Below are 18,413 nucleotides of genomic sequence, written 5' to 3'. Positions count from 1 at the left end.
GAAATTAAAAGGAGGAAAACCATGAGTCAAACTGTAAATATTGTTGGCGCAGGCTTAGCTGGTTCAGAAGCTGCTTACCAATTAGCTCAACGAGGAATCAAGGTTAATTTGATTGAAATGCGTCCTGTTAAACAAACACCAGCGCATCATACTGATAAATTTGCAGAACTAGTATGTTCTAACTCACTTCGTGGTAATGCTTTAACAAATGGTGTAGGTGTACTAAAAGAAGAAATGAGACGATTAGACTCGTTAATTATTTCTGCTGCTGATAAAGCAAGAGTGCCTGCTGGTGGTGCATTAGCAGTTGATCGACATGATTTTTCTGGTTACATTACTGAAACTTTAAGAAATCATCCAAACGTTACAGTAATTAATGAAGAAATAAATAGTATTCCTGAAGGGTATACGATTATTGCTACGGGCCCATTAACTACTGAAAATTTAGCTAAAGAAATCGTAGACATTACTGGTAAAGATCAACTTTATTTTTATGATGCTGCCGCTCCAATAATAGAAAAAGAATCCATAGATATGGATAAAGTGTATTTGAAATCACGTTATGATAAAGGTGAAGCAGCTTATCTTAATTGTCCAATGACAGAAGAAGAATTCAATCGCTTTTATGATGCAGTACTTGAAGCAGAGGTTGCACCAACAAATGAATTCGAAAAAGAAAAATACTTTGAAGGATGTATGCCTTTTGAAGTAATGGCTGAACGCGGACGTAAAACATTATTATTTGGACCCATGAAACCAGTGGGACTTGAAGACCCAAAAACAGGCAAACGTCCATTTGCTGTTGTTCAATTAAGACAAGATGATGCTGCAGGCACGCTATATAATATTGTTGGTTTCCAAACACACTTAAAATGGGGTGCTCAAAAAGAAGTCATTCGCCTTATCCCTGGTTTAGAAAATGTTGATATCGTTCGATATGGTGTCATGCATCGAAATACTTTTATTAACTCTCCTGACGTGTTAAATGAAAAGTATGAATTGATTAAAGAAAATCGAATTCAATTTGCAGGTCAAATGACAGGTGTTGAAGGCTATGTTGAGAGTGCAGCAAGTGGCCTTGTTGCTGGCATCAATCTAGCTCATAAAATATTAGATAAAGGTGAAGTAATATTCCCAAGAGAGACAATGATAGGTAGTATGGCGTATTACATCTCACATGCCAAAAATGAAAAGAATTTCCAACCTATGAATGCTAATTTTGGTTTACTCCCATCACTTGAAAAACGTATCAAAGATAAAAAAGAACGTTACGAGGCACAAGCAAATAGAGCACTCGAATATTTAGAAAATTATAAGAAAACACTTTAAAAATAATATAAACTTTATAATTGATAGAAAATGTGTCAATTCAAAGTTTTAAAGAATTCTCAAAAGATTTTGAATTCTATAGCTAATTGTTTTAGTCCCTTTCATGTTATATGCTACAATGCATATGATGGAGGGGATTTTTAAGTGGAAGAAATCCAAGTTACATTCTTAAATATGCTCAAAGTTGAAAGGAATTTCTCCGACCATACTTTAAAATCATATCATGATGATTTAGTACAATTTAATCGTTTTTTAGATCAAGAGTTGTTAAGCCTAAAAAAATTTGAATATAAAGATGCTCGAAATTATTTAAGTTATTTATATTCGCAAAATTTGAAACGTACTACTGTATCAAGGAAGATTTCAACGTTAAGAACTTTCTATGAGTTTTGGATGACACAAGATGAGACAATCATCAATCCTTTTGTTCAACTGGTTCATCCTAAGAAGGAAAACTATTTACCACAGTTTTTTTATGAAGAAGAGATGGAGGCTTTATTTAAAACTGTAGCTCAAGATTCTAAAAAGGGATTACGAGATCGAGTTATTTTAGAATTATTATATGCAACTGGTATACGTGTTTCAGAACTAGTAAATATACAACTTAAAGATATTGATATGTCTTTACCTGGTGTCAAGGTACTAGGAAAGGGAAACAAAGAGCGATTTGTTCCGTTTGGAGAATTTTGTCGCCAAAGTATTGAACAATATTTAAGTGAATTCAAACCGATACAACATGCCAAACATTCATATTTATTAGTTAATATGAATGGCGCACCTATAACTGAAAGGGGCGTTAGGTATGTATTAAATGATGTTGTAAAACGTACAGCAGGAGTGACAGAAATTCATCCCCATAAACTTAGACATACGTTTGCAACACACTTACTTAATCAAGGAGCGGATTTGAGAACGGTACAATCTTTATTAGGACATGTAAATCTTTCAACCACTGGACGATATACACATGTATCTAATCAACAATTACGTAAAGTGTATTTAAATGCACATCCTCGAGCGAAAAAGGAGAGTAAATAAATGAGTAAAACATCATTACATGCAACAACGATTTATGCTGTTAGACACAATGGTGAAGCGGCAATGGCTGGTGATGGACAAGTGACACTTGGTGAGCAAGTCATTATGAAACAAACAGCACGTAAGGTTCGTAGATTATACGAAGGGAAAGTACTTGCTGGATTTGCTGGAAGTGTTGCAGATGCTTTCACATTGTTCGAGAAATTCGAAACAAAGTTACAACAATTCAGTGGTAACTTAGAACGTGCAGCTGTTGAGCTAGCACAAGAATGGCGTGGGGATAAACAACTGCGTCAATTGGAAGCAATGCTAATTGTAATGGACAAAGATGCAATATTAGTGGTGAGCGGAACTGGAGAAGTGATTGCACCAGATGATGATTTAATTGCAATTGGTTCAGGTGGAAACTACGCATTAAGTGCTGGAAGAGCATTGAAACGCCATGCTAGTCATTTGTCAGCAAAAGAAATGGCTTATGAAAGTTTGAAAGTTGCATCTGACATTTGTGTGTTCACTAATGATAATATTATAGTGGAAACACTTTAACGTTAAACAAATGGAAATGAATATAAATGGACGTATATTAGGTTGGAGGTAAAAGATATGGATGCAAATGGTATAAAATTAACACCTAAAGATATCGTATCTAAATTAAATGAATATATAGTTGGGCAAGATGATGCTAAACGTAAAGTTGCCATTGCGTTAAGAAATCGTTATAGAAGAAGTTTGCTTGACGAAGAAACTAAGCAAGAAATCGCACCTAAGAATATTTTAATGATTGGTCCAACTGGTGTTGGTAAAACGGAAATAGCTAGACGTATGGCTAAGGTTGTTGGCGCCCCATTTATCAAAGTGGAGGCCACTAAGTTTACTGAAGTAGGTTACGTTGGACGAGATGTTGAGAGTATGGTTCGTGATTTAGTGGATGTGGCAGTAAGACTTGTTAAAGATCAAAAGAAAGACTTGGTCAAAGATGAAGCGCTTAATAAAGCAAATGAAAAATTAGTTAAATTATTAGTGCCAAGTATGAAGAAAAAAGCATCAAATAACAACAATCCATTAGAGTCATTATTTGGTGGCGCAATTCCAAACTTTGGTAATAATGATGATGAGGAAGAAGAAACACCAACTGAAGAAATTAAAACGAAGCGTTCAGAAATCAAAAAACAATTATTAGATGGTAAACTTGAAGAAGAGAAAGTTAGAATTAAAGTTGAACAAGATCCAGGTGCACTTGGAATGCTAGGTACTAATCAAAATCAGCAAATGCAAGATATGATGAATCAACTCATGCCTAAACGTAAGGTTGAACGTGAAGTGCCTGTTAAAACAGCACGTAAGATTTTAGCTGATGATTTCGCGGATGAGTTAATAGACCAAGAGACGGCGAATCAAGAGGCATTAGAGTTGGCAGAACAAATGGGTATTATCTTCATTGATGAAATTGACAAAGTAGCAACGAATAATGCTAATAGTGGTCAAGATGTTTCAAGACAAGGTGTTCAACGAGATATCTTGCCAATCTTAGAAGGTAGCATGATTCAAACTAAGTATGGTACTGTAAATACTGAACATATGCTATTTATTGGTGCGGGGGCATTCCACGTATCTAAACCTAGCGATTTAATACCTGAATTGCAAGGTCGTTTCCCGATTAGAGTAGAATTAGAAAGCTTAACTGTGGATGATTTCTACAGAATATTAACAGAACCTAAACTATCACTAATTAAGCAATATGAGGCACTACTCCAAACTGAAGAGGTCACTGTGAACTTTACCGAGGAAGCGATTACAAGATTAGCTGAAATGGCTTATCAAGTAAACCAAGACACTGATAACATTGGTGCGCGTCGTTTACACACAATCCTAGAAAAAATGCTTGAAAATTTATCATTTGAGGCACCTAGCATGCCAAATGCTGTAGTAGATATAACACCACAATATGTTGATGATAAGTTGAAATCTATTTCAACAAATAAAGATTTAAGTGCATTTATTTTATAATATAAATAAAGGAGAAATTTTATGAGCTTATTATCTAAAACTAGAGAATTAAATACACTATTACAAAAACATAAGGGTATTGCCGTTGACTTTAAAGACGTGGCTCAAACAATTAGTAGCGTTACTGTAACGAACGTATTTATTGTTTCACGTAGAGGCAAAATTTTAGGTTCAAGTTTAAATGAACTTTTAAAGAGTCAAAGAATCAATGACATGTTAGAAAGTAAACATATTCCTAGTGAGTATACTGAACTATTAATGGATGTTAGACAAACTGAATCAAATATTGATATTAATAATGAATTAACAGTATTCCCTCCAGAAGACAAAGAATTATTTAACGATAGTCGTACGACTGTATTCCCTATTCTTGGTGGGGGAGAAAGATTAGGTACATTAGTACTTGGTCGTGTTAAAGATGGCTTTAACGAAAATGATTTAGTATTAGGTGAATATGCTGCTACAGTAATTGGAATGGAAATTTTACGTGAGAAGCATAATGAAGTTGAAAAAGAAGCGCGTGATAAAGCAGCTATTACAATGGCAATTAATTCATTATCTTATTCAGAAAAAGAAGCTATTGAGCATATCTTTGAAGAATTAGGTGGTAATGAAGGCTTACTTATTGCTTCTAAAGTAGCAGATAGAGTAGGTATCACACGTTCAGTTATCGTTAACGCATTACGTAAACTTGAAAGTGCTGGTGTAATCGAATCACGATCCTTAGGGATGAAAGGTACCTTTATTAAAGTTAAAAAAGAAAAATTCCTTGAAGAATTAGAACGTAATAAATAATTAGTATTAGCATAATTATTCTAATAAATTGAAGTTTAACTGCTGCGAGGCTAAAACATGTATCTGCAGCAGTTTTTTAATTGCTCGAAATATCGAAAGTGTTACGTATTGACGTATTCAATAAATTAACGTTGCACGGCAATTAAAAGTATGATATTATTATTGTCGGCTATAAAGCCAATACACACATAATAAACGCACATGTAGAGGGTGCAATTCAATCATTGTCTTTATATGAGTTTATTATGGAGGTAAATAACCACTAGGAGGAATTTAAAATGGCAGTAATTTCAATGAAACAATTACTAGAAGCCGGTGTTCACTTCGGTCACCAAACACGCCGTTGGAACCCAAAAATGAAAAAATATATCTTCACTGAAAGAAATGGTATCTATATCATTGACTTACAAAAAACAGTGAAAAAAGTTGAAGAAGCTTATAACTTCATCAAACAAGTATCAGAAGATGGCGGTAGAGTCTTATTCGTTGGTACTAAAAAACAAGCACAAGAATCAGTTAAAGCTGAAGCAGAACGTGCTGGTCAATTCTACGTTAACCAAAGATGGTTAGGCGGAATTTTAACTAACTATAAAACAATTTCTAAACGTATTAAACGTATTTCTGAAATCGAGAAAATGGAAGAAGACGGTTTATTCGACGTTTTACCTAAAAAAGAAGTTGTTGAACTTAAAAAAGAATACGACCGTTTAATTAAATTCTTAGGCGGTATTCGTGATATGAAATCAATGCCTCAAGCATTATTCGTAGTTGACCCTCGTAAAGAGCGCAACGCGATTGCTGAAGCACGTAAATTAAATATTCCAATCGTTGGTATTGTTGACACTAACTGTGATCCAGATGAAATTGATTATGTTATCCCAGCGAACGACGACGCTATTCGTGCCGTTAAATTATTAACTGGTAAAATGGCTGACGCTGTCTTAGAAGGTCAACAAGGTGTTTCTAACGATGAAGTAGCTGCAGAGCAAAACATCAATTTAGATGAAAAAGAAGAATCTCAAGAAGCAGAATCAACTGAAGAAAATACTACTGTTGAATCAAACTAAGATATAGTTTAAATGGGTGATAAGATGTAATGCTTATCGCCCTTTTTTCAAATAATAAAAAATAATAATTAAAGTTAACTAGAGTATTGGAAATTATAGTGACTTTAATGGTAATATTTAGGTATCATCTATTATTACAATTAGAAATATTGGAGGAATAATTAATGGCAATTTCAGCAAAACTTGTTAAAGAATTACGTGAAAGAACTGGCGCTGGTATGATGGATTGTAAAAAAGCGCTAACAGAAACTGATGGTGACATCGATAAAGCGATTGATTACTTACGTGAAAAAGGTATCGCTAAAGCAGCTAAAAAAGCAGACCGTATTGCAGCTGAAGGTTTAGTACATGTTGAAGTTAAAGGAAACGAAGCTGCTATCGTTGAAATCAACTCTGAAACTGACTTCGTAGCTCGTAATGAAGGCTTCCAAGAATTAGTTAAAGAAATTGCTAATCAAATTCTTGATAGCAAAGCTGAAACAGTAGATGCTTTATTAGAAACTAAATTATCAAGTGGTAAAACAGTTGATGAAAGAATGAAAGAAGCAATCTCAACAATCGGTGAAAAATTAAGCATCCGTCGTTTCGAAATCAGAACTAAATCTGATAACGATGCATTTGGTGCATACTTACACATGGGTGGACGCATTGGTGTGTTAACTGTAGTTGAAGGTTCTACTGATGAAGAAGCTGCTAAAGATGTAGCAATGCACATCGCAGCTATCAATCCAAAATATGTTTCTTCTGAACAAGTTAAAGAAGAAGAAATTAACCACGAAAAAGAAGTATTAAAACAACAAGCATTAAATGAAGGTAAACCAGAAAAAATCGTTGAAAAAATGGTTGAAGGTCGTTTACGTAAATATCTTCAAGAAATTTGTGCAGTTGATCAAAACTTTGTTAAAGATCCAGATCAAACAGTTGAAGCTTTCTTAAAATCTAAAGGTGGTAAACTTGTTGACTTCGTTCGCTATGAAGTAGGCGAAGGTATGGAAAAACGTGAAGAAAACTTCGCAGATGAAGTTAAAGGTCAAATGAAATAATCTGTCGACAGGATTTACAAGAAAGAAGACACCTTTGAGGTTTTCTATTATAAAGTCATACTTTATGTTAGAAGGCGCGTCAGTGTCTTCTTTACTTGTATATATTACATATTTTTACAATAGAGAGGAAAAAACAATGGCGCAAACTTCTAAATATAAACGTGTAGTATTAAAACTTAGTGGTGAGGCACTCGCAGGAGACAAAGGTTTTGGTATTAATCCAATCATTATTAAAAGTGTAGCACAGCAAGTAGCTGAAGTTGCTAAGATGGATTGTGAAATCGCAGTTATCGTTGGTGGCGGTAATATTTGGAGAGGAAAAACTGGTAGTGACTTAGGTATGGACCGTGGTACAGCAGATTACATGGGTATGCTTGCTACAGTTATGAACGCTCTTGCACTTCAAGACAGTTTAGAACAATTAGAATGTGACACTCGCGTGTTAACTTCTATTGAAATGAAACAAGTAGCTGAACCTTATATTCGTCGACGAGCTATTAGACATTTAGAGAAGAAACGTGTTGTAATTTTCGCAGCAGGTATTGGTAATCCTTACTTCTCTACAGATACAACTGCAGCGTTACGTGCAGCAGAAGTCGAAGCCGATGTTATTTTAATGGGTAAAAATAATGTTGATGGTGTATATTCAGCAGACCCTAAAGTAGATAAAAATGCGGTTAAGTATGATCACTTAACACATATCCAAATGTTACAAGAAGGATTACAAGTGATGGATTCAACAGCTTCATCATTCTGCATGGATAATAATATTCCATTAAATGTATTCTCAATTATGGAAGAAGGAAATATTAAACGTGCAGTTATGGGCGAGAAAATAGGTACATTAATAACTAAATAATTAGAGGTGTAATTAGTATGAGTGACATTATTCAAGACACTAAAGCTAGAATGAGTAAATCTATTGATAATTTATCACGTGAATTAGCAAATATCAGTGCTGGAAGAGCAAATTCAAATTTATTAAGTGGCGTAACAGTTGATTATTATGGAGCTCCAACTCCAGTTCAACAATTAGCTAGTATCAATGTGCCAGAAGCACGTTTATTAGTTATTTCTCCATATGATAAAACTTCAGTGGCTGATATCGAAAAAGCAATTAACGCTGCGAACTTAGGTGTAAATCCTACAAGTGATGGCGAAGTTATTCGTATCACAGTTCCTGCTTTAACTGAAGAACGTCGTAAAGAGTTAGTGAAAAATGTTAAGAAAATTGGTGAAGATGCGAAAGTTTCAATTCGAAACATTCGTCGCGATATTAACGACCAATTGAAAAAAGATGAAAAAAATGGAGACATTACTGAAGACGACTTAAGAAGTCAAACAGAAGATGTACAAAAAGCGACTGATAATTCTATTAAGGAAATTGATCAATTAGTAGAAGACAAAGAAAAAGACATTATGTCTGTTTAATGAGTTCGACAATAAATTAATTCATTTAATAATGTGTAAGTTGTATTCAAAGTGTACTTTATACATTACTATAAATTATTTTAGTCTAAACTGTGCCAATTCAGACTTTGGTACAGTTTTTTCATTTGCTTATTCAATGCCATTATCGAGTATGATAAAATGATAGATGATTTCTTAAATAACTAATATAATATAATAGAGATGATCAGGCTCGGAGGAAAGACCATGTTTAAAAAGCTAATAAAAAGAAATAAGACTAAAATCAGTCAGAACGATGATTTAGATTTACATAATTTACCTGAACATGTAGCGATTATCATGGATGGCAATGGACGTTGGGCCAAAAAGCGTAAAATGCCTAGAATAAAAGGCCACTATGAAGGTATGCAAACGATTAAAACGGTAACGCGAGAAGCAAGTGATTTGGGCATTAAATACTTAACCTTATACGCTTTTTCAACTGAAAACTGGTCTAGACCTGAAAATGAAGTAAATTATATCATGAATTTGCCTGTAAATTTTTTGAAAACATTCTTACCAGAACTCATTGAAAAAAATGTTCAAATTGAAACAATTGGATTTCTGGAAGCCGTTCCTAAATCGACGATAGAAGCGATTGAACACGCAAAAGAAAAAACTAAAAATAATACAGGTTTAAAATTGATATTTGCTATTAATTACGGTGGACGTGCTGAAATTGTACAAAGTATGAAATCAATTTATGATGAACTTCAACATAACGGTCAAGGCAGTAAAGATATTGACGAATCAATGATAACCAAGCATTTAATGACACATTCATACCCAGATCCTGAATTATTAATTCGTACTTCTGGCGAACAACGTATTAGTAATTTCCTTATTTGGCAGTCTTCTTATAGTGAATTTATATTCAATGAGAAATTATGGCCAGACTTTGACGGTGAAGAATTTAAAAAATGTTTAAAAATATATCAATCTCGCCAAAGACGCTTTGGAGGGTTAAGTAAGGAGTAGCGTATGAAAGTTAGAACTTTAACCGCAATTATTGCTTTGATAATATTTCTCCCAATTTTATTAATGGGTGGAACAACACTCATGTTGTTTGCGTACTTACTCGCTTTAATTGCTTTAAAAGAACTCTTAAATATGAATATGATTAAATTACTTTCAGTCCCTGGCATTTTTAGTGCATTAGCATTAATCATTATTATGTTGCCTCAATCAGCAGGCGACTGGGTTAGTGATATTCAGTTAAAAAGTTTAATCGCAATGAGTTTTATTTTATTAAGTTATACTGTATTGTCTAAGAATAGATTTAGTTTTATGGACGCAGCATTTTGTCTGATGTCAGTTGCATACGTAGGCATTGGATTTATGTATTTCTATGCAACACGTTCAGATGGCTTACATTACATACTTTATGCATTTTTAGTGGTATGGTTAACTGATACAGGGGCTTATATTTTCGGTCGTTTAATGGGGAAACATAAATTGTGGCCAGTGATCAGTCCAAATAAAACAATCGAAGGCTTTATTGGTGGCTTAATTTGTAGTTTAATAGTACCAATTGTTATGTTATGGTTTGTTGATTTTAATTTAAACATTTGGTTACTATTATTAGTAACAATCATCTTAAGTATTTTTGGTCAACTAGGTGATTTAGTTGAATCAGGATTTAAACGTCATTTTGGTGTTAAAGATTCTGGACGAATTTTACCAGGTCATGGCGGCATATTAGACCGCTTTGATAGCTTTATGTTTGTTTTACCATTACTCAACATTTTATTAATACAAATGTAGTATGATTTTAATGTTTTATTTATATATGAAAAATGTATAGTGCTATAATTGAGGAGTTATTGAGTGCACATTTGACTAGATATAGTAGATGATGTAATTCTTAACTCCTTTTATTAAAAGTAAAATTCTTGAATAATTTAACTAAATCATAGATAATCTACATCATTCTTATGAATAAAGTAGAAAATTAATTTAATTGAGGTGTAACACGTGAGTTATTTAATCACTATTGTCTCATTTATAATCGTGTTTGGTGTACTGGTTACAGTACATGAATATGGTCACATGTTCTTTGCTAAGCGTGCTGGAATAATGTGTCCTGAATTTGCGATAGGTATGGGACCCAAAATCTTTAGTTTCCGAAAGAATGAAACGTTATACACAATCCGTCTATTACCAGTCGGTGGATATGTAAGAATGGCTGGGGATGGTTTAGAAGAACCGCCAGTTGAACCAGGAATGAATGTTAAAGTTAAGCTTAATGATAAAGATGAAATTACGCATATTATTTTAGATGATCAACATAAATTCCAAAAAATAGAAGCAATCGAAGTCAAAAAATGTGACTTTAAAGATGATTTATATATAGAAGGTATTACATCATATGACAATGAGCGCCATCACTTTAACATTGCTGAGACGGCCTATTTCGTTGAAAATGGAAGCTTAATCCAAATTGCACCACGCCATCGCCAATTTGCACACAAGAAACCATTACCAAAATTTTTAACATTATTTGCAGGACCTTTGTTTAACTTTATATTGGCTTTGGTTTTATTTATTGCATTAGCTTATTTCCAAGGTACACCTACTACTTCAGTAGCGCAATTAGCTGATAACTACCCTGCACAACAAGCAGGATTAAAAGCTGGGGATAAAATTGTTCAAGTAGGTCCGTATAAAACAAAGGATTTTGATGATATACAATCTGCTGCGAATAAAATTAAAGATAACAAAACAACGATAAAATTTGAAAGAGATAATCAAATCAAGTCAGTTGATATAACACCTAAGAAACAAGTAATTAAACAAACGAAATTAAATTCTGAAACGACATACATTTTAGGTTTCCAGCCGGAAAAAGAACATACATTAATTAAACCAATAGCTTTAGGGTTTGATCAGTTTGTAAGTGCGAGTACGTTAATATTTAAAGCAGTAGGTACAATGATTGCAAGTATATTTACTGGTCAATTTTCATTTGACATGTTAAATGGTCCAGTGGGTATTTATCATAATGTCGATTCTGTTGTGAAACAGGGTGTTATTGCATTAACGTATTACACTGCACTGTTAAGTGTTAACTTAGGTATAATGAACTTGTTACCAATCCCAGCACTAGATGGTGGTCGAATCTTATTCGTACTTTATGAAGCCATCTTTAGAAGACCAGTGAATAAGAAAGCTGAAACAATGATAATAGCAGCTGGTGCTATATTTGTCTTAATTATCATGGTTCTAGTAACTTGGAACGACATACAACGTTATTTCTTATAAATTAAGGAGGAGTAAGTGATGAAACAATCAAAAGTTTTCATTCCAACAATGAGAGATGTACCTGCTGAAGCAGAAGCATTAAGTCATCAATTATTATTAAAAGCAGGGTTAATTAAACAAAGCACAAGTGGTATTTATAGCTATTTGCCACTCGCTTCTCGTGTCTTAAATAATATTTCTAAAATTATTCGTGAAGAAATGGAACGTATAGATGCTGTTGAAATTTTAATGCCTGCGCTTCAACAAGCAGAACTTTGGGAAGAGTCAGGTCGTTGGGGTGCATATGGTCCAGAACTTATGCGATTAAAAGACCGTAATGGTCGTGAATTTGCACTAGGACCAACGCATGAGGAAGTAGTCACTTCTATCGTGAGAGATGAACTTAAGTCATATAAACAATTACCATTAACTTTATTCCAAATTCAGTCTAAATTCCGTGATGAAAAGCGTCCACGTTTCGGGTTATTACGTGGTAGAGAGTTTATTATGAAAGATGCTTATTCATTCCATGCTGATGAAGCATCACTTGATGATACGTATCAAGATATGTACAACGCTTACGGTCGTATATTCAAACGCGTTGGTATTAATGCACGTCCAGTAGTTGCAGATTCAGGTGCAATTGGCGGTAATCATACACATGAATTTATGGCGCTAAGTGAAATTGGTGAAGATACGATTGTTTATAGTGAACATAGTGATTATGCAGCTAACATTGAAAAAGCTGAAGTTGCATATTATCCAAATGAAAAACATACTGAAGTTGCAGCACTTGAAAAGATTGAAACACCTAATGTTAAAACTGCTCAAGAATTAGCAGACTTTTTAAATCGTCCAGTGGATGAAATTGTGAAAACGATGATATTCAAAATTGATGGTGAATTTATCATGTTCTTAATCAGAGGTCACCATGAGTTAAATGATGTCAAAGTTAAAGCGTACTTCGGAACAGATCATGTTGAGATGGCAACTGAAGATGAAATTATTAATTTATTAAGTGCAAGTCCAGGATCATTAGGACCAATTCATGATAAAGAAATTAAAATTTACGCTGATAATTTTGTTAAGGATTTAAATAATTTAGTTGTAGGTGCAAATGAAAATGGCTACCATTATGTAAATGCCAATATTGGACGCGACTTTAATGTTGATGAATATGGTGATTTCCGCTTTATCTTAGAAGGTGAACCATTAAGTGATGGCTCTGGTGAAGCAAAATTTGCTGAAGGTATTGAAGTTGGTCAAGTATTCAAATTGGGAACAAAATACTCAGAAGCAATGAACGCAACATTCTTAGATAATCAAGGTAAAGCTAAACCATTAATCATGGGATGTTACGGTATTGGTGTATCAAGAGCATTAAGTGCTATTGTCGAACAAAATAATGATGAAAATGGTATTATTTGGCCAAAATCAGTAACACCGTTTGATTTACACTTAATAACAATAAATCCTAAAAAAGATGAACAACTTGAATTAGGTAATCAATTGTATGAAACATTGCAACAACAATATGATGTACTTTATGATGACCGTAAAGATCGTGCAGGCGTTAAATTCAACGATGCAGATTTAATTGGTTTACCTATACGAATTGTCGTAGGTAAAAATGCAAGTGATGGTATCGTTGAAGTCAAAGTGCGTCAAACTGGTGAGAGTGAAGATGTTCATATAAATGATTTAAATGACTATATCGCCACATTATACAGTCAATTATAATATGGTGAACGCTTAGACGTATGATTTAAGTGTCTTAGTCATTGCTGAGTTAATATAGCAATCAATGCACTTATCGAAATGAGGTTAGGACAATTTCATAGTTGTCTAAGCCTCTTTTTTATTAAAAGAATTAAACGCAGCAAATGAAATGCATCACTCAAAGTAGTATAATAGATATCAAGTTTGTAGTTAGAACATAACACTTTACGTTAAAACAAAATTGAGAAAAGAGTTAAATATAAGGGTGGTTATCTGTCATGGCAATGACGAATCAAGAAAAATTTAAAGTACTTGCGGACCAAATTAAAGTTTCCAATCAACTTGATCAAACAATTATTGAACAAGGTGAATTAACGCGAGTGGATGTGTCAAATAAAAATAGAACGTGGGAATTTCAAATTACATTGCCATATTTTCTATCACACGAAGATTATTTAATTTTTACAAATGCAATTACTGAAGAATTTAAAGACATTGCCAAAGTCGATTGGCATTTTACAATTCAAGATACAAGTAACCAAGATGAACATGCCATTAAATATTTTGGTCATTGTATTGAACACACTGCATTATCGCCTAAAGTGAAAGGTCAACTTAAACAGAAACGTTTAATTATGTCAGGTAACGTGCTCAAAGTAATGACCTCAAATGACATCGAAAGAAATCACTTTGATAAAGTGTGTAATGGTAGCTTAGTAAAAGCATTTCGTAAATGTGGTTTTGATATAGATAAAGTCGTATTTGAAACAGATGACTCAAGTTCTTATGATGATTTAGCCTCACTAGAAGCGCATATTCAAGAAGAAGATGAGAAGAGTGCGCGTGAAGCTACCGAAAAAATCGAAAAAATGAAAGCTGAGAAAGCGAAACAACAAGATAATAACGAAAGCAATGTTGAAAAATGCCAAATTGGTAAACCAATACAAATTGAAAATATTAAACCTATTGAGTCAATTGTTGAAGAAGAATTCAAAGTTGCAATTGAGGGTGTTATATTTGATATTAACCTTAAAGAATTGAAGAGTGGCCGTCACATTGTTGAATTAAAAGTGACAGACTATACGGACTCTTTAGTGCTTAAAATGTTTACACGAAAAAATAAAGACGATTTAGATCACTTTAAGGCACTTAGTGTTGGTAAATGGGTTCGTGCTCAAGGACGTATTGAAGAAGACACATTTGTCAGAGATTTGGTTATGATGATGTCTGATATTGAAGAAATCAAAAAGGCGCCAAAGCAAGATAAAGCAGAAGAAAAACGAGTAGAATTTCATTTGCATACATCAATGAGCCAAATGGATGGCATTCCTAATATAAGTGCGTATGTTGATCAAGCTGCTAAATGGGGACATAAAGCGATAGCAGTTACTGACCATAATGTCGTGCAAGCATTTCCCGATGCGCATGGCGCAGCTGAAAAAAACGGCATCAAAATGATTTATGGTATGGAAGGTATGCTTGTAGACGATGGAGTACCTATTGCTTATAAACCTACAGACCGAGATCTTAAAGAAGCTACATATGTCGTGTTTGATGTTGAAACGACAGGACTGTCAAACCAATATGACCAAATTATAGAATTGGCTGCTGTTAAAGTAAAAGATGGAGAAATTATTGATAAATTTGAACGTTTCAGTAATCCACATGAGAAATTATCAGAAACGATTATAAATTTAACGCATATTACTGATGATATGTTAACAGATGCGCCTGAAATTGATGAAGTACTAACAGAATTTAAAACGTGGGTTGGCGACGCTATATTTGTAGCGCATAATGCATCATTCGATATGGGCTTCATCGACACAGGATATGAAAGACTTGGGTTTGGCCCATCAACGAATGGTGTCATTGATACATTAGAATTATCACGTACGATTAATACTGAATATGGTAAACACGGTTTAAACTTTTTAGCTAAAAAATATGGTGTAGAACTAACTCAGCACCATAGAGCCATTTATGATACTGAAGCTACGGCATATATTTTCATTAAAATGGTCCAACAAATGAAAGAATTAGGCGTAACAAATCACAAAGACATCAACCAAAAACTATCGAATGAAGATGCATATAAACGTGCACGACCAACACATGTAACATTAATTGTTCAAACACAAGAAGGTCTAAAAAACTTATTTAAGATTGTAAGTGCTTCTTTAGTTAAATATTATTATCGTACACCAAGAATTCCACGATCATTATTAAATGAATATCGTGAAGGTATCTTGGTAGGAACTGCATGTGATGAAGGTGAATTATTCACAGCTGTTATGCAAAGAGATCAGTCGGAAGTTGAAAAAATTGCTAAGTATTATGACTTTATTGAAGTCCAACCACCAAAACTTTATCAAGATCTGATTGATAGAGAGCTGATTAGAGATACAGAAACACTATACGAAATCTATGACCGTATTTTGAAAGCTGGAGAAAGTACTGGTATTCCTGTTTTAGCAACAGGTAACGCACATTATTTATATGAGCATGATGCCATTGCACGTAAAATATTGATTGCCTCACAACCCGGTAATCCTCTAAATCGCTCAACATTACCTGAAGCACATTTTAGAACGACAGATGAGATGCTAGATGAGTTCCACTTCTTAGGTGAAGAAAAAGCATACGAAATTGTAGTTAAAAACACCAATGACTTAGCAGACCGAATAGATAAAGTTATTCCGATTAAAGATCAGCTATTTACACCACGCATGGATGGTGCGAATGAAGAGATACGTGAATTAAGCTATACAAATGCTAAAAAATTATATGGTGAGGATTTACCACAAATTGTAATTGATCGACTTGAAAAAGAACTTGCAAGTATTATCGGTAATGGATTCTCAGTTATTTATTTAATCTCTCAACGTCTTGTGAAAAAATCATTGGATGATGGCTATTTAGTAGGTTCACGTGGTTCGGTAGGCTCAAGTTTTGTGGCGACGATGACAGAAATTACTGAAGTTAATCCGCTTCCACCTCACTACATTTGCCCTAATTGTAAAACAAGTGAGTTCTTTGATGATGGTTCTGTAGGTTCAGGATTTGATTTACCTGATAAAAAATGTAGTACTTGTGGTGCCGATCTTATCAAAGAAGGACAAGATATTCCGTTCGAAACTTTCTTAGGATTTAAAGGGGATAAAGTGCCTGATATTGACTTGAACTTTAGTGGTGAATATCAACCTAACGCACATAACTACACTAAAGTGCTGTTCGGAGAAGACAAGGTATTCCGTGCTGGAACAATAGGTACTGTTGCTGAAAAGACAGCGTTCGGTTATGTTAAAGGCTATTTAAATGATCAAGGTATCCATAAACGTGGTGCTGAAATCGATCGCCTTGTTAAAGGATGTACAGGTGTCAAACGTACAACCGGCCAACACCCTGGTGGTATTATTGTTGTTCCAGATTATATGGACATTTATGATTTTACGCCAATCCAATTTCCAGCAGATGATCAAAGTGCTTCTTGGATGACGACACATTTCGACTTCCATTCTATCCACGATAATGTGTTGAAACTAGATATACTTGGACACGATGACCCTACAATGATTCGTATGCTACAAGATTTATCAGGTATAGATCCAAAGACCATTCCGGTCGATGATAAAGAAACGATGCAAATCTTTAGTAGTCCGGAATCATTGGGTGTAACTGAAGAAGATATTCTTTGTAAGACAGGGACATTTGGTGTGCCTGAATTCGGAACAGGGTTTGTTCGACAAATGCTGGAAGATACTAAGCCAACGACGTTTTCAGAATTAGTTCAAATCTCAGGATTATCTCATGGTACCGATGTATGGTTAGGTAATGCACAAGAATTAATCCGAACAGGTATTTGTGATTTATCAAGCGTTATAGGCTGTCGTGACGATATAATGGTTTATTTAATGTATGCAGGATTAGAACCCTCTATGGCCTTCAAAACGATGGAGTCAGTGCGTAAAGGTAAAGGGTTAACTGATGAAATGATAGACGCTATGAAAGAGAATGATGTACCAGACTGGTATTTAGATTCTTGCTTGAAAATTAAATACATGTTCCCTAAAGCCCATGCGGCTGCATATGTATTAATGGCAGTGAGAATTGCATACTTTAAAGTGCATCATCCACTTTATTATTATGCAGCATACTTTACAATTCGTGCTTCAGACTTTGATTTGATTACGATGATTAAAGATAAAGAAAGTATTAAGAATACAGTGAAAGATATGTATTCAAGATACATGGACCTCGGTAAAAAAGAGAAAGATGTGCTTACTGTGTTAGAAATCATGAACGAAATGGCGCATCGTGGGTTCCGTATGCAACCGATTAGTCTCGAGAAAAGTCAGGCATTTGACTTTATTATTGAAGGGGATACGTTAATCCCGCCATTTATTTCTGTGCCTGGACTTGGAGAGAACGTTGCTAAACGTATTGTAGAAGCACGAGAAGATGGTCCTTTCTTATCTAAAGAAGATTTAAATAAGAAAGCTGGATTATCTCAAAAAATCATCGAGTACCTTGATGATTTAGGTTCGTTACCTGACCTACCTGACAAAGCACAGTTATCTATCTTTGATATGTAAACGAACTTATGTTGTGAACATTTGATTTCATTTCGATATTCCTATTGACACAGTGAGTAGACATTTGTTTAAGGAATTAAAGTGTGATATACTTATTGTGCGTAAAAAATTAGACTCAGGCAGAAAGAGTG

The 18,413-nt window shown here is 34.1% G+C and carries 14 protein-coding genes; all 14 read left to right on the top strand.

The window, feature by feature from the left end; all coding sequences use genetic code 11:
- Window positions 1–21 precede the first annotated feature (21 nt).
- The 14 genes from trmFO (at window position 22) to KA878_RS05335 (ending at window position 18,282) form a co-directional block, all read left to right on the top strand.
- Entirely contained in the window at window positions 22–1,329 is a 1,308-nt protein-coding gene (trmFO, locus tag KA878_RS05400) for an FADH(2)-oxidizing methylenetetrahydrofolate--tRNA-(uracil(54)-C(5))-methyltransferase TrmFO (RefSeq protein WP_075108550.1), read from the top strand.
- A 174-nt stretch (window positions 1,330–1,503) separates the two neighbouring features.
- A complete protein-coding gene (gene xerC / locus KA878_RS05395; RefSeq protein ID WP_228480623.1) occupies window positions 1,504–2,367 on the top strand; it encodes a tyrosine recombinase XerC in 864 nt (287 codons plus the stop codon).
- A complete protein-coding gene (gene hslV, locus KA878_RS05390; RefSeq protein ID WP_053029290.1) occupies window positions 2,368–2,913 on the top strand; it encodes an ATP-dependent protease subunit HslV in 546 nt (181 codons plus the stop codon).
- 57 nt (window positions 2,914–2,970) lie between these two features.
- On the top strand, window positions 2,971–4,374 hold the full coding sequence (gene hslU / locus KA878_RS05385; protein WP_193839420.1) for an ATP-dependent protease ATPase subunit HslU: 1,404 nt from the start codon (window positions 2,971–2,973) through the stop codon (window positions 4,372–4,374).
- 21 nt (window positions 4,375–4,395) lie between these two features.
- Window positions 4,396–5,169 carry a GTP-sensing pleiotropic transcriptional regulator CodY gene (codY, locus tag KA878_RS05380; RefSeq protein ID WP_193839419.1) on the top strand — a complete coding sequence of 258 codons (774 nt, stop codon included), beginning with the start codon at window positions 4,396–4,398 and terminating at the stop codon, window positions 5,167–5,169.
- A gap of 278 nt (window positions 5,170–5,447) precedes the next feature.
- Window positions 5,448–6,236 (top strand): 30S ribosomal protein S2, encoded by a 789-nt coding sequence (gene rpsB, locus KA878_RS05375; protein WP_011275944.1) that lies wholly within the window; start codon window positions 5,448–5,450, stop codon window positions 6,234–6,236.
- Window positions 6,237–6,400: 164 nt separating this feature from the next.
- Window positions 6,401–7,279, top strand: coding sequence for a translation elongation factor Ts (gene tsf / locus KA878_RS05370; RefSeq protein ID WP_053029296.1), 879 nt, complete (start codon window positions 6,401–6,403; stop codon window positions 7,277–7,279).
- A gap of 136 nt (window positions 7,280–7,415) precedes the next feature.
- Complete coding sequence (gene pyrH / locus KA878_RS05365; protein WP_053029298.1) at window positions 7,416–8,138, top strand: UMP kinase; 723 nt, start codon at window positions 7,416–7,418, stop codon at window positions 8,136–8,138.
- A gap of 17 nt (window positions 8,139–8,155) precedes the next feature.
- Window positions 8,156–8,710, top strand: a complete 555-nt coding sequence (gene frr / locus KA878_RS05360; protein ID WP_053029299.1) for a ribosome recycling factor — start codon at window positions 8,156–8,158, stop codon at window positions 8,708–8,710.
- A gap of 225 nt (window positions 8,711–8,935) precedes the next feature.
- Window positions 8,936–9,706 (top strand): undecaprenyl pyrophosphate synthase, encoded by a 771-nt coding sequence (locus KA878_RS05355; protein ID WP_075108556.1) that lies wholly within the window; start codon window positions 8,936–8,938, stop codon window positions 9,704–9,706.
- 3 nt (window positions 9,707–9,709) lie between these two features.
- Window positions 9,710–10,492 carry a phosphatidate cytidylyltransferase gene (locus KA878_RS05350; RefSeq protein ID WP_053029303.1) on the top strand — a complete coding sequence of 261 codons (783 nt, stop codon included), beginning with the start codon at window positions 9,710–9,712 and terminating at the stop codon, window positions 10,490–10,492.
- A 210-nt stretch (window positions 10,493–10,702) separates the two neighbouring features.
- On the top strand, window positions 10,703–11,989 hold the full coding sequence (rseP, locus tag KA878_RS05345) for an RIP metalloprotease RseP (RefSeq protein ID WP_075108557.1): 1,287 nt from the start codon (window positions 10,703–10,705) through the stop codon (window positions 11,987–11,989).
- 18 nt (window positions 11,990–12,007) lie between these two features.
- Complete coding sequence (locus tag KA878_RS05340; RefSeq protein ID WP_193839418.1) at window positions 12,008–13,708, top strand: proline--tRNA ligase; 1,701 nt, start codon at window positions 12,008–12,010, stop codon at window positions 13,706–13,708.
- A gap of 257 nt (window positions 13,709–13,965) precedes the next feature.
- Entirely contained in the window at window positions 13,966–18,282 is a 4,317-nt protein-coding gene (locus tag KA878_RS05335; RefSeq protein ID WP_193839417.1) for a PolC-type DNA polymerase III, read from the top strand.
- The last annotated feature ends 131 nt before the right edge of the window (window positions 18,283–18,413 follow it).

It is taken from the genome of Staphylococcus sp. GDY8P57P (assembly GCF_017892585.1).
In the GTDB taxonomy this organism is placed as follows: Bacteria; Bacillota; Bacilli; order Staphylococcales; family Staphylococcaceae; genus Staphylococcus; species Staphylococcus borealis.
Note: the sequence above shows the minus strand (reverse complement) of the source record. Positions and strands in the feature narration are given on the sequence as shown.

What these genes read in the sequence shown, in the direction of transcription:
- trmFO (WP_075108550.1), top strand. Translation starts at nt 22, where the DNA reads ATGAGTCAAACTGTAAATATTGTTGGCGCAGGCTTAGCTGGTTCAGAA.
- xerC (WP_228480623.1), top strand. Translation starts at nt 1,504, where the DNA reads ATGCTCAAAGTTGAAAGGAATTTCTCCGACCATACTTTAAAATCATAT.
- hslV (WP_053029290.1), top strand. Translation starts at nt 2,368, where the DNA reads ATGAGTAAAACATCATTACATGCAACAACGATTTATGCTGTTAGACAC.
- hslU (WP_193839420.1), top strand. Translation starts at nt 2,971, where the DNA reads ATGGATGCAAATGGTATAAAATTAACACCTAAAGATATCGTATCTAAA.
- codY (WP_193839419.1), top strand. Translation starts at nt 4,396, where the DNA reads ATGAGCTTATTATCTAAAACTAGAGAATTAAATACACTATTACAAAAA.
- rpsB (WP_011275944.1), top strand. Translation starts at nt 5,448, where the DNA reads ATGGCAGTAATTTCAATGAAACAATTACTAGAAGCCGGTGTTCACTTC.
- tsf (WP_053029296.1), top strand. Translation starts at nt 6,401, where the DNA reads ATGGCAATTTCAGCAAAACTTGTTAAAGAATTACGTGAAAGAACTGGC.
- pyrH (WP_053029298.1), top strand. Translation starts at nt 7,416, where the DNA reads ATGGCGCAAACTTCTAAATATAAACGTGTAGTATTAAAACTTAGTGGT.
- frr (WP_053029299.1), top strand. Translation starts at nt 8,156, where the DNA reads ATGAGTGACATTATTCAAGACACTAAAGCTAGAATGAGTAAATCTATT.
- KA878_RS05355 (WP_075108556.1), top strand. Translation starts at nt 8,936, where the DNA reads ATGTTTAAAAAGCTAATAAAAAGAAATAAGACTAAAATCAGTCAGAAC.
- KA878_RS05350 (WP_053029303.1), top strand. Translation starts at nt 9,710, where the DNA reads ATGAAAGTTAGAACTTTAACCGCAATTATTGCTTTGATAATATTTCTC.
- KA878_RS05340 (WP_193839418.1), top strand. Translation starts at nt 12,008, where the DNA reads ATGAAACAATCAAAAGTTTTCATTCCAACAATGAGAGATGTACCTGCT.
- KA878_RS05335 (WP_193839417.1), top strand. Translation starts at nt 13,966, where the DNA reads ATGGCAATGACGAATCAAGAAAAATTTAAAGTACTTGCGGACCAAATT.